This is a genomic window from Neisseria sp. HMSC075C10 (assembly GCF_001815615.1).
Taxonomy (GTDB): domain Bacteria; phylum Pseudomonadota; class Gammaproteobacteria; order Burkholderiales; family Neisseriaceae; genus Neisseria; species Neisseria subflava_A.
Map to the genome: position 1 here is coordinate 144301 of NZ_KV821262.1, position 13011 is coordinate 157311.

16 protein-coding genes are annotated in these 13011 nt (G+C 49.2%); 8 read left to right on the forward strand and 8 right to left on the reverse strand.

Annotated elements, in window-relative coordinates; all coding sequences use genetic code 11:
• Positions 1–47: 47 nt before the first annotated feature.
• The 3 genes from pth (at position 48) to HMPREF3047_RS06295 (ending at position 1304) form a co-directional block, all read left to right on the forward strand.
• Positions 48–626 carry an aminoacyl-tRNA hydrolase gene (pth, locus tag HMPREF3047_RS06285; protein ID WP_070712676.1) on the forward strand — a complete coding sequence of 193 codons (579 nt, stop codon included), beginning with the start codon at positions 48–50 and terminating at the stop codon, positions 624–626.
• Between the two features lie 103 nt (positions 627–729).
• Positions 730–939 (forward strand): dioxygenase, encoded by a 210-nt coding sequence (locus HMPREF3047_RS06290; RefSeq protein ID WP_070712679.1) that lies wholly within the window; start codon positions 730–732, stop codon positions 937–939.
• A complete protein-coding gene (locus HMPREF3047_RS06295; protein ID WP_070712681.1) occupies positions 936–1304 on the forward strand; it encodes a VanZ family protein in 369 nt (122 codons plus the stop codon). Before HMPREF3047_RS06290 ends, HMPREF3047_RS06295 begins: the two co-directional genes overlap by 4 nt.
• Before the next feature lie 112 nt (positions 1305–1416).
• On the opposite strand, the gene HMPREF3047_RS10980 is transcribed toward HMPREF3047_RS06295, so the two are convergent.
• The 7 genes from HMPREF3047_RS10980 to dapA all read right to left on the reverse strand — a co-directional run bounded on the left by HMPREF3047_RS10980 (position 1417) and on the right by dapA (position 6447).
• A complete protein-coding gene (locus tag HMPREF3047_RS10980) occupies positions 1417–1686 on the reverse strand; it encodes an opacity family porin (RefSeq protein WP_083315951.1) in 270 nt (89 codons plus the stop codon).
• 34 nt (positions 1687–1720) lie between these two features.
• Positions 1721–2896: a radical SAM family heme chaperone HemW gene (gene hemW, locus HMPREF3047_RS06300; RefSeq protein ID WP_070712684.1), complete on the reverse strand. Its 1176-nt coding sequence runs from the start codon at positions 2894–2896 to the stop codon at positions 1721–1723.
• A 96-nt stretch (positions 2897–2992) separates the two neighbouring features.
• Entirely contained in the window at positions 2993–3331 is a 339-nt protein-coding gene (locus HMPREF3047_RS06305) for a thioredoxin family protein (RefSeq protein ID WP_283127039.1), read from the reverse strand.
• 73 nt (positions 3332–3404) lie between these two features.
• Complete coding sequence (rdgB, locus tag HMPREF3047_RS06310) at positions 3405–3998, reverse strand: RdgB/HAM1 family non-canonical purine NTP pyrophosphatase (protein ID WP_070712689.1); 594 nt, start codon at positions 3996–3998, stop codon at positions 3405–3407.
• 9 nt (positions 3999–4007) lie between these two features.
• On the reverse strand, positions 4008–4238 hold the full coding sequence (locus HMPREF3047_RS06315) for an NGO_0222 family membrane protein (RefSeq protein ID WP_003679018.1): 231 nt from the start codon (positions 4236–4238) through the stop codon (positions 4008–4010).
• A gap of 121 nt (positions 4239–4359) precedes the next feature.
• Entirely contained in the window at positions 4360–5490 is a 1131-nt protein-coding gene (gene bamC, locus HMPREF3047_RS06320) for an outer membrane protein assembly factor BamC (RefSeq protein WP_049351545.1), read from the reverse strand.
• 81 nt (positions 5491–5571) lie between these two features.
• Positions 5572–6447, reverse strand: coding sequence for a 4-hydroxy-tetrahydrodipicolinate synthase (gene dapA, locus HMPREF3047_RS06325; protein ID WP_070460828.1), 876 nt, complete (start codon positions 6445–6447; stop codon positions 5572–5574).
• 336 nt (positions 6448–6783) lie between these two features.
• Between dapA and HMPREF3047_RS06330 the strand changes: the two genes are divergently transcribed.
• From HMPREF3047_RS06330 to nrdD, 4 genes are all read left to right on the forward strand, one after another.
• Complete coding sequence (locus tag HMPREF3047_RS06330; protein ID WP_070712691.1) at positions 6784–8175, forward strand: nucleobase:cation symporter-2 family protein; 1392 nt, start codon at positions 6784–6786, stop codon at positions 8173–8175.
• Positions 8176–8292: 117 nt separating this feature from the next.
• Positions 8293–9435: a THUMP domain-containing class I SAM-dependent RNA methyltransferase gene (locus HMPREF3047_RS06335; RefSeq protein ID WP_070712694.1), complete on the forward strand. Its 1143-nt coding sequence runs from the start codon at positions 8293–8295 to the stop codon at positions 9433–9435.
• Between the two features lie 286 nt (positions 9436–9721).
• A complete protein-coding gene (gene nrdG, locus HMPREF3047_RS06340) occupies positions 9722–10231 on the forward strand; it encodes an anaerobic ribonucleoside-triphosphate reductase activating protein (RefSeq protein WP_070585463.1) in 510 nt (169 codons plus the stop codon).
• Between the two features lie 54 nt (positions 10232–10285).
• The gene (gene nrdD / locus HMPREF3047_RS06345) at positions 10286–12130 is read left to right on the forward strand and encodes an anaerobic ribonucleoside-triphosphate reductase (protein WP_083315952.1); all 1845 of its coding nucleotides are present in this window, start codon (positions 10286–10288) and stop codon (positions 12128–12130) included.
• Positions 12131–12339: 209 nt separating this feature from the next.
• On the opposite strand, the gene HMPREF3047_RS06350 is transcribed toward nrdD, so the two are convergent.
• A complete protein-coding gene (locus tag HMPREF3047_RS06350) occupies positions 12340–12786 on the reverse strand; it encodes an REP-associated tyrosine transposase (RefSeq protein ID WP_283122354.1) in 447 nt (148 codons plus the stop codon).
• On the opposite strand from HMPREF3047_RS06350, the gene HMPREF3047_RS11420 reads away from it, so the two are divergent.
• Entirely contained in the window at positions 12776–12928 is a 153-nt protein-coding gene (locus HMPREF3047_RS11420) for a hypothetical protein (protein ID WP_168165902.1), read from the forward strand. The two genes, HMPREF3047_RS06350 and HMPREF3047_RS11420, sit on opposite strands and share 11 nt — an antisense overlap.
• The last annotated feature ends 83 nt before the right edge of the window (positions 12929–13011 follow it).

Sequence of the window (13011 nt, forward strand, 5' to 3'; positions counted from 1 at the left end):
GGCCGTCTGAAACTTTTCAGACGGCCTGTCAAACTGAAAGAACAGTAATGAGCTTGAAAATTAAATTAATCGTCGGTTTGGGCAATCCAGGCCAAGAATACGAACAAACGCGCCACAATGTCGGCTTTTGGCTGTTGGACGAACTGGCGTGGAAATGGAAAGTCAATTTTAAAGACGAAAAGAAATTTTACGGCGAAGTAGCGCGCGCTGCTACGCCTGATGGCGATGTTTGGCTGCTCAAACCCATGACTTTTATGAACCGCTCCGGTCAGGCAGTTGCCGCTTTGGCTCAGTTTTACAAAATCAAGCCGGAGGAAATCTTGGTGGTTCATGACGAGCTGGATATTCCATGCGGCCGTATCAAATTCAAACTTGGTGGCGGCAACGGCGGACACAACGGTCTCAAAGACATTCAGGCTCGTTTGGGTACGCCTAATTTCTACCGCCTGCGCTTGGGTATTGATCATCCGGGCGACCGTAATCTGGTTGTTGGTTATGTGTTGAATAAACCGTCGGCGGAACATAGACAGCAAATTGATGATTCCATCGCCAAATCCCTGCAAGGATTGCCGGCCGTGTTAAATGGCGAATGGGAAGAGGTAACGCGTTTTTTACACAGTAAGTAAGCGTACCCGAATCAAACGGGCAACCTTGTACATCATGTTCAGACGGCCTGAAAACAGACGGCGCAGTCTGGCTAGCGATAAACCAATTAAAGAAACAGTAAATATGAACGAACTGACCAGCCTGATGCAGACCGAAGCCCCCGGCGTTGTTGGCGAAACATTAGACTTTTGCCTTTACGAATGCAGTATTGAAGATGCCCCGGATGCAGAAGAAGTGGCACAATGGCGTAATATTTTGGAGGCGCGGGGTGGGAAATTTGTCCGCTTGGCAGGTATTTGCCAAACATGGCTGGATGAAGAGGCTGACAAATGAAAGCCGTACCATTAAACAAATTTACTGTCGCTGCCTTAATCTGGTTTGTGGCCGCCATTTATGCCTTACTTTTCAAAGAGGGCGGCAATAGCCCGCCGCCATTCCCCCATTTTGATAAAGTCGGCCATTTCGGACTGTTTTTTGGTCAGGCATGGCTGTGCGCAAAAATATTTATTCAAGACAATAGGAATATTCCCTATAAAGGCATTCTGTTTGCCGCTTTATTGTTTGCAGTAGGAAGCGAGCTGGCTCAGGCATTTCTGACTGCTACGCGCCAAGGTTCGATCGCGGACGGCATTGCCGATATGGCAGGTACGGCTGCCGCGCTATGGTTTGCAGCAAAAGTAAAAGCAGCAAAAAGTTAGATATATTTAAAGAAGTTAAAAGGCCGTCTGAAATCCTGAGAAACAGGTTTCAGACGGCCTTTTGTTACTTGATGTATGAAGCAATGATTACTTCATGCCAAGTATTTAAAAATTAGAATTTTACGCGTACACCGGCAGATACTTCGTGAGTATGGAGCTTAACGTTATTGATCTTGCTCCAATGGTTATAGCGATAGCCTGCATCCAATGCTACAGTTACATCGTAACTTATACCAGCCATTGCACCTACGCCGGTTTTAGTTTCTTTACGTTCATGATATGAATTAGCTGTCTCAACTTTTGTTGAAGCATGATTCACAGCCACACGAGCACCTACCCCAACAATTATTCTGATTGTATTTTCTTGTTGTAAATTAAGCAAATCTAAAAATGTTTTAGCTGTTGTAAAACCGCATTTATAAAAAACACTGTAACAAGTCGTTTAAGAACAAACGGCCTTGCTCGGTCGGGCGGAACACGGTCGGGTCTGATTCAAGCAGGCCTTTTTGTCTGGCGGTTTCGATTTGAGCCATAATTTTTGCAGTGGGGACACCGGTACGTTCTTGCAGCGTTGCAGCAGGTACGCCGTCGGTCAGGCGCAGGGCGTTCATCATGAATTCAAATGGAAGGTCTTCGGCAGCAACGGTTTTGCGTTCAACTGCTTCATGCGGATTGCTCTGCATGGCGGCAAGATAGTCGTTGGGATGGCGGCGGCGGACGGTGCGCTCAATGCGGTCGGGATAGGAAATTTTGCCGTGCGCGCCCGCGCCTATGCCCAAGTAATCGCCAAACTGCCAGTAGTTCAAATTATGGCGACACTGCATACTAGGTTTTGCAAAAGCCGAAGTTTCGTAGTGGATAAAGCCTGCGTTTTCCAATGCGCCGTGTACGGCATCTTCAATATCCAATGCTGCTTCATCTTGCGGCAAACCTTTTGGCGGCGTATGACCAAAAGGCGTGTTCGGCTCCATGGTCAGATGATATGCGCTGATATGCGATACGCCTGTTGCGATAGCGGTTTGCACATCGTTTAAGGCCGTCTGAACCGTCTGGTTTGGCAGGGCATACATCAAGTCGATATTGACTTTTTCAAATAATTTCAAGGCAGTGTCAATGGCTGTCAGGGCTTCTTTGCCGTTGTGAACGCGTCCCAATCGAGCAAGCATATCGTCGTTAAAACTTTGTACGCCGATAGACAGGCGCGTAATACCTGCGTCTTTAAATCCTTGAAACTTCTCAATTTCAAATGTGCCGGGGTTCGCTTCCAAAGTAATTTCCGCTTCGGGTTGCAAGCGCAACAGTGAGCGCACGCCGCTTAACAAACGGTCAATCGATTCTGCTTGAAACAGGCTGGGCGTACCGCCGCCGAAGAATATGGTTTCCACCGGTCTGCCCCAAATATTCGGCAACTCAAGCTGCAGGTCGGTTAATAGGGCATCGATATAGGCTTCTTCCGGCAGGCCGTTTTTCAGGCTGTGGGAATTGAAGTCGCAATACGGACATTTTTTGATGCACCACGGAATGTGGATATAGAGTGATAAAGGGGGCAGGGCGGTTAGCTGGCCGGGGCGTTGGAAGGTGATTTGGGTCATGATATGTGTTGAGGCTCGAGGCCGTCTGAAATTTTTAGGGCTTTATTTTAACTGAAATGTCGGCCGGGAAAGTAATCAGTAGGAAATTTGCGCAGTCTAAGCGCTCAAAAAAGCTTCAATTTCTTCTTCTGATAATTTGGAATTGCAGACAAATTTTATTTTGCCTTGTGAGATGTTGAGTAATGCGGGAACAGTTTTGATGCCGTGTTGTTCACGAAAATCTTTCAAAGCCGCTTTGTTGCTGCTGTCTGTAAAGCGGATGGTAAGCTGCTTGTTTAAGGAAACGGTAAGCAGTTTTGCAACAAAACGGCGACAGTATGAACAGCTTGGTTTGCCTAAAAAGACGGTAGCAGTTTTTTGACTGTCAATGAGTTGAAGAAGTTCGTCAGGTGTGGTTGGGATGAAGGCAGCAACGTGTTTTGCAAAGGCTGCCAATTCTTCAGGTGTGGGCTTGGGCATGGGAATGAATGTGAGGTAGGCCGTCTGAAGGTTTCAGACGGCCTTTGGTCTATAAGGATTCGATTTTTCTTAACAATTCACGCAATGCTTGGGCGCGGTGGCTTTCGGCGTTTTTGATTTCGGGATCAAGCTCGGCGGCGGTGCAACTGTGTTCGGCCAGATAGAAATGCGGGTCGTAGCCGAAGCCGTTCTTGCCGGCTGCTTCTGCCTGCCATTGGCCGCGCCAGATGCCTTCGGCGATGATGGGCTGCGGGTCGTTTTCGTGGCGGACGAGTACGAGTACGCAGACGTAGTAGCAGCTTTTGTCGTCTTTATCGGCAAGATCTGCAGACAGTTTGGCGTTGTTTGCGGCATCGGATTTGGGGTTTTCGCCTGCATAACGGGCGGAGAAAATGCCGGGTGCGCCGTTTAAGGCGTTGGTGCAGATGCCGGAATCGTCGGCAAGTGCCGGTAAGCCGCTGTATTTGGCGGCATGGCGTGCTTTAGCCAGGGCATTTTCAACAAAGGTATGGTACGGCTCGGGACATTCGGGCGTATTGAACTGTGATTGTGGCAGGACTTCGATGTTTAAGTCGGCGAAGAGGCGGGAAAATTCTTTGAGTTTGCCTGCGTTGCCACTGGCAAGGACGATTTTTTCAAACATGGTTTTTCCTTAATGGTTTTCGGTTTGCTGCATACGAGCCATTTGTGCGCGTGCTTTGTGGCGGATGTAAAGGGCAAGGCTGCCGATTTGGGCAAAAACGGCGGCAAAGGCAAACAGAAAGGCGGCAACGGCAAATTGTTTGCTGTGAATGCTCAGAAGATAAGCGCCCAACAGAATCAGTACGATAAACATCAGGGTAAACAGGGCGGTCAGGAGCAGATAGGCTTTTTGTCGGGTCATGGCAGCTTGGGGGAGGGGGGAAATGTTCTGATTATAACGTCAGATTGGGAATTTGAAACCATGCTGGATTCGTTAAAAAGGCCGTCTGAATATTTCAGACGGCCTTAAGTCGAATAACGGATTAACGCAATTCTGTGTGCAGGCGGCTCAGCAATGTGGAGGCATCGCTGCCTTTGTATGGGCTGCCGTCTTTGTTCAACAGATGGAGGCGTGCGCCATTGTTGATAGGCTCAACATAAACAATGATTTCAGGATAAGTCTTTGGCGCTTCTGCTTTGCCTTTGCCAAATACGCGTTTGAACAGGCCCGGTTTTTTATTGGCAACTGCTTCGCCTTCGGTTGGTGCTTGTTGAACCAAGAAAGCACGGCGTTCGGCATTTTGACCGATAACAGTCAGGCCGATGCGGTCAAGCGCAAGGGCGGTACGGCGCCAGTTGCGGCCGTAATCACCTGCCAGCAACAAAGTGCCGTTGTCCACACGCGCCAATTCAGAAGCATTGCTGCGGGCGGCAACGCTTTGGGTCAGAGCCTGTTCGGCTTGCTGACCGTCAACGCCCAAATATTGCATAAAGCGGGCGAGGAATGCGGCTTCGAGGTTAGGGTCGTTTTCACCCGGTTGCCACATCGTAGTGTCTTTTTTACGGTCGGCATAAACTTCTTTCATGCCTTTGTGGGCGAAGAAGATGTCGGTCGAACCGTTTTTACCTTGTTCGATGCGGATGATGAACTTGTCGCGTTCGCTGGTAGAGTAGATACCGCCCAAGCCGACTTTGTCCAACAGACGGCGCAGGCTGTCTTGAGGGATTTTGGCTCGGTTTTCTGCCCACTCGGTTTCCATTTGGCCGATGGCAGGTTCTTCAGATTTGATGTCGAAACCGTTTTCTTGCCAGAACACTTTCAGCAAAGGCCAAATTTCGCGAGGCGATTTGCCATCGACAACCAACCAGCGTTGGTTGCCGTCACGCTCAAGGCGTACGCCTTTAACGGATTTCAAGACTTCTGCATTGGCAGGTTGTTGTACAGCTTGAGTGCGGCGTTTGTTGAAGTCGCTGGCGCGGACGGCACCGCTGCCTGCCGGTAATTGATAGAGGTTGCCTTGGTCTGGGTTGTTCAAATCAGGTGGTACTTCCAGTTTGACCAAGCGGTGTGATTGACTTTGATAGTCGAGTTTGGGTTGTTCTTTTTTGCTGCCGGAACAGGCAGTCATGCTAATCAGGGCGAGGGCTACTACGATGGGTTTGATATAGGTCATCTTGTTTTCCTGTGGATGGAGTTCTTAACAGGGAGGTCGTCTGAAAAGGGTGTTTGGGATTCAGACGGCCTTATTTCCGGATCAGATTTGTCCTGATTTTTCCAGAGCGGCTCGGACTTTGGCTTGACCGGCTTCGGTCAGTGCTACCAAAGGCAGACGAACATGGGGTTCGCATTTGCCCAATAAGCTCAGGCCCCATTTGGGCGCGGCCGGGCTGGGCTCGCAGAACATGGTGTTATAAATTGGGATAAGTTGCTCGTTTAGACGACGGGCGGTCGCAATATCGCCCTCAAGGGCGGCTCGGCACATATCGGCAAAGAGTTTCGGTGCAACGTTGGCTGCGACGGTTACCACGCCATGACCGCCACACAGCATGAAAGGCAGGCCGGTAGGATCGTCACCGGAGAACACGGCAAAACCTTCAGGAACGCTGTTGATCAATTCGATGTTGTTGCCGATATTGCCGCTGGCTTCTTTCACGCCGACGATATTCGGAATCTCGGCCAAACGCAAAATAGTGTCGTTGCTCATGCTCACGACGGTACGGCCGGGAACATTATAGATAATCATCGGAATCGAAGTGGCTTCGGCGATGGCTTTAAAATGTTGGTAAATGCCTTCTTGCGAAGGTTTGTTGTAGTAGGGAACAACAGATAAGGTGTAGTCCGCACCGGCTTGCTCGGCTGCTTTGGAAAGGGCGATGGCTTCTACAGTATTGTTGGCGCCTGTACCGGCGATAACGGGAACGCGCTTGTTGACGTGTTTGACAGTGGCTTCAATAACGGCCAAATGTTCTTCGACAGGCAGGGTGGCAGACTCGCCGGTGGTGCCGACTGCGACGATGCCGTCAGTGCCGTTTTCAATGTGCCAGTCGATTAAGTCATGAAGTTGTTCGTAGTTGATGCTGCCGTCTTGATTCATCGGAGTAATCAGGGCAACCAGACTGCCTTTTAACATACGGAAACCTTTAATTTTATGGTGTGGGTGAATTATTCATCGGATTGTAGCTTACTTTGTTGTTTGTGTGAAACATATCCGCTAAGCGGCTTTGCCGTTTAATGGTGACTTGTCATTATCTTAATGAATAATACATTTTTAAATCATTGGTTTGTTTGTTTTGAGATGGAAAAATGATGTCAAGAATTAAAATGTGTTAAGGCGGTTTAAGGCCGTCTGAAAACGGTTGGGCGGAACTTTCAGACGGCCTGATGGTTTTGAATTTGCTGATACATTTCAAATTGGTTAAAATACGCATCTTAATATTTTTTAACGATTCTTGAGAGAAGGTTCAACATGGCCGGAATGACTGAAAAACAAGCGGAACCGCTTGATTTGGTTTATGGTTTGGAAGATAAGCCGCCGTTTGGGAATGCGTTGTTGAGTGCGGTTACGCACCTTCTGGCGATTTTTGTCCCGATGATTACTCCGGCACTGATTGTCGGCGGGGCGTTGGAGCTGCCGGTTGAAATGACGGCTTATTTGGTGTCGATGGCAATGGTGGCTTCCGGTGTCGGCACTTATTTGCAGGTCAACCGTTTCGGGCCGGTCGGTTCGGGCATGTTGTCGATTCAGTCGGTCAACTTCTCTTTTGTTACCGTGATGATTGCACTTGGTACCGGCATGAAAGAGGGAGGCTTGACTGAAGATGCGATGATTTCAACGCTTTTGGGCGTGTCCTTTGTCGGCGCGTTTTTGGTGTGCTTCTCCGCTTGGCTTTTGCCTTATCTGAAAAAAGTGATTACGCCGACTGTAAGCGGTGTGGTCGTCATGCTGATTGGCCTGAGCTTGGTACATGTCGGCATTACCGATTTCGGCGGCGGCTTCGGTGCGAAAGCAGACGGTACGTTCGGCTCGATGGAAAACTTGGGTTTGGCATCGCTGGTGTTGCTGATTGTATTGGTTTTCAACTGCTTGAAAAATCCATTGCTGCGTATGAGCGGCATCGCGGTGGGTTTGATTGTTGGTTATATTGTTGCGCTGTTTTTGGGTAAAGTAGATTTTTCCGCCCTGCAAAACCTGCCGCTGATTACCCTGCCTGTTCCGTTTAAATATGGTTTCGCATTTGATTGGCACGCGTTTATTGTCGCCGGTGCGATTTTCTTGTTGAGCGTATTTGAGGCAGTGGGCGATTTGACGGCGACAGCAATGGTCTCCGAGCAGCCGATTGAGGGTGAGGAATACACCAAACGTCTACGCGGCGGCGTATTGGCAGATGGTTTGGTGTCTGTGATTGCGACTGCGTTGGGCTCTTTGCCTTTGACTACTTTTGCGCAAAATAACGGCGTGATTCAAATGACCGGCGTGGCTTCGCGCCATGTGGGCAAATATATCGCGGCTATTTTGGTATTGTTGGGTTTGTTCCCTGTTATCGGCCGTGCGTTTACCACGATTCCGAGTCCGGTTTTGGGTGGCGCGATGGTATTGATGTTTGGCCTGATTGCGATTGCCGGCGTGCGGATTCTGGTCAGCCACGGTATTCGCCGTCGTGAAGCAGTTATCGCGGCTACTTCTGTCGGTTTGGGTTTGGGCGTGGCATTTGAGCCGGAAGTGTTCAAAAACCTGCCGGTATTGTTCCAAAACTCAATTTCCGCAGGCGGTATTATGGCGGTATTGTTGAACTTGGTTTTGCCGGAAGATAAAACCGATAAAGCGGTTAAAGTGGAAACCGATAGTTTGGATCACTAAGCAAGCTTTATTCAAAGGCCGTCTGAAGTTTCAGACGGCCTTTTGGTTTTTCGGCTATAATATTGTTTTTATTTGTTATCCGAGTGGTTCGGATAGCCCTACCCGGAAAGGTTTTATATGACGGTTTATTCACTTTTTATCACTTGTCCTCGCGGTTTGGAAGCGCCTTTGACGCAGGAACTTGAAAGCATGGCATGTCAGGATATCCGCGCTGTTGACGGCGGTGTGGCATGTAAAGGCACGATGGAGCAGGTGTATCGTATCAACCTGTATTCGCGCGTTGCCAGCCGCGTTTTGCTGCGCTTGACCAAAGGCGGTTATCGTAATGAACACGATATCTACAAATTGGCACGAAATCTGCATTGGACAGGTTGGTTTAAGCTGGAGCAGACCTTCAAGGTCAAAGTTGAAGGCAAGCGCGCCAATGTGAAAAGCTTGGATTTTGTCGGTTTGAAAATCAAAGATGCCGTCTGCGATGCCTTCCGCGATATTTATGATGCGCGTCCGAGCGTGGGCAAAATCAACCCCGATATCCGCATTCATGCCTTTATCGATGAGCGCAACGTGGAAATCTTTATCGATACTTCCGGCGAAGCACTCTTCAAACGCGGCTATCGTCAGGATACCGGCGAAGCGCCATTGAGGGAAAATTTGGCGGCAGGTTTGCTGCTTTTGGCAGGTTACGATGGTACGCAGCCTTTCCAAGACCCGTTTTGCGGCAGCGGCACGATTGCCATTGAGGCTGCATGGATTGCAACACACCGTGCGCCGGGTTTGATGCGCCGTTTCGGTTTTGAAAAACTGCAAAACTTCGACAAAGAAAAATGGCAAGCCCTGCGCCGTGAAGCTGAAAAACAAATCAAACCGGCAGCCGCGCCCATTTCCGGCAGCGACAACGACCGTTATATGATTCGTGCCGCATTGGCGAATGCCCAAGCCGCCGAAGTGTATAATTTCATCCGCTTTGACGTGCAAGATGCGCAGGCCGCGCGACCGAACGGCGAACACGGCATTATGATTTCCAATCCGCCTTATGGCGTGCGCCTTGCCGAAATTCAGGCTTTACAGGCGCTTTATCCGCAACTGGGCACATGGTTGAAACAGCACTACGCAGGCTGGCTGGCTGGGATGTTTACCGGCGATCGCGATATGCCGAAATTTATGCGCCTTTCTCCGAAGCGTAAAATTCCGCTGTTTAATGGTAACTTGGATTGCCGATTGTTTTTGATGGATATGGTTAAAGGCTCGAATCGGGGCTAAAACCTGAAATTGAGGTCGTCTGAAAGATGATTTCAGACGGCCTTTTTTGATTTGTTAAAACTGTCTTTGTTATAACGGAGTTTGCTTTTCTTTTTTTAATTACAGGCTGTCTGAATCGTGTTCAGACGGCCTTTTTATTTGTTTAAAACTGCTATTTTATAGTAATAGACAATTAGATAAATAATAAAAATCTATTATATGAGTAAAATACATTGTTAAATAAAAATACCATATCTAGTAGTCTTGTGTTTTAATTCGCACCATATCTTGTGTTTATGGTATTGCAATGAGTAGCTTGAAATTTACAGTTGAGCAAATTGTTTGGCAGGAAGTGCCCGGCGAAGTGTCGCTGGCATTTCTGTTTTCAGGTTGTCCGCTGCGTTGCAAAGGTTGCCACAGTGCCGATACATGGAAAGAGGGTATCGGCACGGAATTGACCGAGGAGTATTTAAAAGGCCGTCTGAAACGCTATCGCGGGCTAATTAGCTGCGTGTTGTTTATGGGCGGGGAGTGGCAACCGAAAGCCTTACAGAAAATGCTGGCTATTGTTACGCAGGAAGGTTTGAAAGCCTGTTTGTACACAGGCCTGGAGCGTGAGGAGTTGGAGGCGGTTTCAGATGGCATCCTGACTTATCTGACGTATCTGAAAACCGGCCGCTGGCAGATGGAGCTGGGCGGCTTGGACAGCCCGACCACCAATCAGAAGTTTATCGATCTGCGCACGGGCGAAGTGTTGAACCGCTTGTTTATCAAAGACAAACCTGCGCCTAAAGTTTTTCCAGTGGCTTCAATTTAGCCCGGTGCTGTATTGCACTGATTTAAATTGAATTTATTGTATTCGCTGACAGCGATGTTTCAGACGGCCCAACCGTCATTGTTTAATAAATCAACCAAACCATACAGGAGAATTAACATGATTCGGCTGCATCCCGAACAGTTAAACGGAAAACTACAATTCATGCGTGACTACATCAGCGCGCAAAACGCGGCGGACGGCTCGAAAATGGACGCCAACGCCAACGTTACCCAGAAAAACATCGCTACGATGGAAGCGGAGATCATGAAAGACTTTTTCGTGCAGATTAACCGCGCCCAAGTGTCGCGCAAAATCGCTGAAATTTTCGACCAATCCGTCGCCGACGAATACATCCGCCAGATTGAGGCGCATGAGATTTATGTGCACGACGAAACCAGCCTCAAGCCTTATTGTGTGTCGGTTACGCTGTATCCCTTCCTGCTCGACGGCTTAAGCAAACTTGGCGGAGAATCTAAGGCGCCGCAGCATCTGGCATCGTTTTGCGGCTCATTTATCAATCTTGTGTTTGCCATCAGTGCGCAGTTTGCCGGTGCGGTGGCGACGGTGGAATTTCTGACCTATTTCGACTACTTCGCCCGCAAAGACTACGGTGATAATTATTTGGAAACCCATGCCAAAGAAATCGCCAACCATATGCAGCAGGTGGTGTATAGCATCAACCAGCCTGCCGCCGCGCGCGGCTATCAGAGCGTGTTTTGGAATATTTCCGTTTACGATCAATACTATTTCGACGCGATGTTCGGCGATTTCGTCTTCCCCGATTTCAGCAAACCAGTGTGGCCAAGCGTGGCGAAGTTGCAAAACTTCTTCCTCAAATGGTTTAACCAAGAGCGCACCAAAGCCATTTTGACCTTCCCTGTTGTAACCGCTGCGATGCTGACCAACGGCGGCAAATGCAAAGACACCGTGTTTGCAGACGAAATGGCGAAAGAGTTGGCGGAAGGCAATTCCTTCTTCGTCTATCTTTCCGACAACCCTGACTCGTTGGCTTCCTGCTGCCGCCTGCGCAATGCCATTGAAGACCGCACTTTCAGCTACACCCTCGGCGCGGGCGGCGTGGCGACCGGTTCCATCAACGTCATCACCATCAACATGAACCGGTTGGAGCAAGACGGGCGCGACCTTGCCGCTGAAGTCGCCAAAATCCACAAATACCAATACGCCTACCGCAAACTGATGGAAGAATACCAAGCCGCCGGGATGCTGCCCGTTTACGATGCAGGCTTTATTACGTTGGACAAACAGTTCCTCACCATCGGCATCAACGGCATGGCGGAAGCCGCCGAATCGCAAGGCATCAAGGTTGGCTACAACGACGATTACATCAACTTTGTCCAAGGCCGTCTGAAAACCATATTCGAAGCCAACCAAGCCGCCAGCAAACACTACGGCGTGAAGTTCAACACCGAGTTTGTCCCTGCCGAAAACCTCGGCGTGAAAAACGCCAAATGGGACAAAGCCGACGGCTACAAAGTCAGCCGCGACTGCTATAACTCCTATTTCTACGTCGTCGAAGACGAAGAAATCAACGCGCTCGACAAATTCCTGCTGCACGGTAAAGAACTGGTGGACTGGCTTGACGGCGGCTCCGCGCTGCACCTGAACCTTGACGAAGCCCTGCCCGAATCCGGCTACCGCTCGCTGCTGGACATCGCCGCGCAAACCGGCTGCAACTACTTCTGCGTGAACGTACGTATCACCATCTGCAACGAATGCGGTCACATCGACAAACGCACCCTGCCTGCCTGTTCCGCCTGCGGTTCGCACGACATCGACTACGGCACCCGTGTCATCGGCTACCTGAAACGCGTATCCGCCTTCTCAAGCGGACGGCGTAAAGAACACGCGCTCAGACATTATCACCGTAAAGCGGCGTAATCGTTGAAAAAAGGTTACTTACAAAAGCAAAGGCCGTCTAAAATTTCAGACGGCCTTTAGGATATTTAGATAGACTGACTCTTTCAGCTGTATGATTTTAATTAAATTAAACAACAATGCTTGATACTTTAATATTTTGAAGTTCCGTGTGACTCGCAGGTAGGGGGTGTGGCGCAGCCACGCACGCGATCGGTAATTTTTTATAGTATTCACTCTCCAAAACTCATTACCGCTGTTTCTTTTGTTCCGCCCCAATCCAACGGCAACCATCCATCCCGAACATAACGGTGGAATGACGAAAACGCCCAATCGCGAACATTGCCGCACAATCCATGTTTGACGGGATTGAAATGGATGTAGTCCGCGCAACGTTGCAAATCCGTTTCGTCGCGCACGGTGTGTTCATAAAAACGCCGTTGCCAAATACCGCGTTCGTTCCGCCGCTGTTTGCTGGCAGACAGGTTTTCAGCATGAGGGAAATGGGCGGAGAATTTGGTTTTAATCAGCCGCCAGCGCAGGGAATAATCCGTATCGTCGGGCGGCAGCGTCCAAATGGCGTGGATATGGTTCGGCAGTACGCATACGGCGACGGTTTCAAAGGGATATTGTTTTTGCACATCCATATAGGCCGCACGCGAAGCCGATATGTTCGACAAGCAGGCGCGATTTTGGGTCGGCGAGTTTGACGGTGAAAAAGAATGTGCCGCCGGCAATGAAGTTTCTGCGATAACGCGCCATAGGATTTTTGCTTGTGGTTTGGGTGTTGGAGAAGGAATGATTTGTTTTTTGAGGTTTTAACTTCGTTCAATTTGACACTTTCAGACGACCTTTGAGGCCGTCTGAAAGCGCTAGCTTCAACGAAGTTAAAAGTTGAAACGGCA

Excerpts from the sequence above, each read along its gene's own strand:
- pth (WP_070712676.1), top strand. The coding sequence starts at position 48 with ATGAGCTTGAAAATTAAATTAATCGTCGGTTTGGGCAATCCAGGCCAA.
- HMPREF3047_RS06290 (WP_070712679.1), top strand. The coding sequence starts at position 730 with ATGAACGAACTGACCAGCCTGATGCAGACCGAAGCCCCCGGCGTTGTT.
- HMPREF3047_RS06295 (WP_070712681.1), top strand. The coding sequence starts at position 936 with ATGAAAGCCGTACCATTAAACAAATTTACTGTCGCTGCCTTAATCTGG.
- hemW (WP_070712684.1), bottom strand. The coding sequence starts at position 2,896 with ATGACCCAAATCACCTTCCAACGCCCCGGCCAGCTAACCGCCCTGCCC.
- rdgB (WP_070712689.1), bottom strand. The coding sequence starts at position 3,998 with ATGTTTGAAAAAATCGTCCTTGCCAGTGGCAACGCAGGCAAACTCAAA.
- HMPREF3047_RS06315 (WP_003679018.1), bottom strand. The coding sequence starts at position 4,238 with ATGACCCGACAAAAAGCCTATCTGCTCCTGACCGCCCTGTTTACCCTG.
- bamC (WP_049351545.1), bottom strand. The coding sequence starts at position 5,490 with ATGACCTATATCAAACCCATCGTAGTAGCCCTCGCCCTGATTAGCATG.
- dapA (WP_070460828.1), bottom strand. The coding sequence starts at position 6,447 with ATGTTAAAAGGCAGTCTGGTTGCCCTGATTACTCCGATGAATCAAGAC.
- HMPREF3047_RS06330 (WP_070712691.1), top strand. The coding sequence starts at position 6,784 with ATGGCCGGAATGACTGAAAAACAAGCGGAACCGCTTGATTTGGTTTAT.
- HMPREF3047_RS06335 (WP_070712694.1), top strand. The coding sequence starts at position 8,293 with ATGACGGTTTATTCACTTTTTATCACTTGTCCTCGCGGTTTGGAAGCG.
- nrdG (WP_070585463.1), top strand. The coding sequence starts at position 9,722 with ATGAGTAGCTTGAAATTTACAGTTGAGCAAATTGTTTGGCAGGAAGTG.
- nrdD (WP_083315952.1), top strand. The coding sequence starts at position 10,286 with ATGTTTCAGACGGCCCAACCGTCATTGTTTAATAAATCAACCAAACCA.
- HMPREF3047_RS11420 (WP_168165902.1), top strand. The coding sequence starts at position 12,776 with ATGTTCGACAAGCAGGCGCGATTTTGGGTCGGCGAGTTTGACGGTGAA.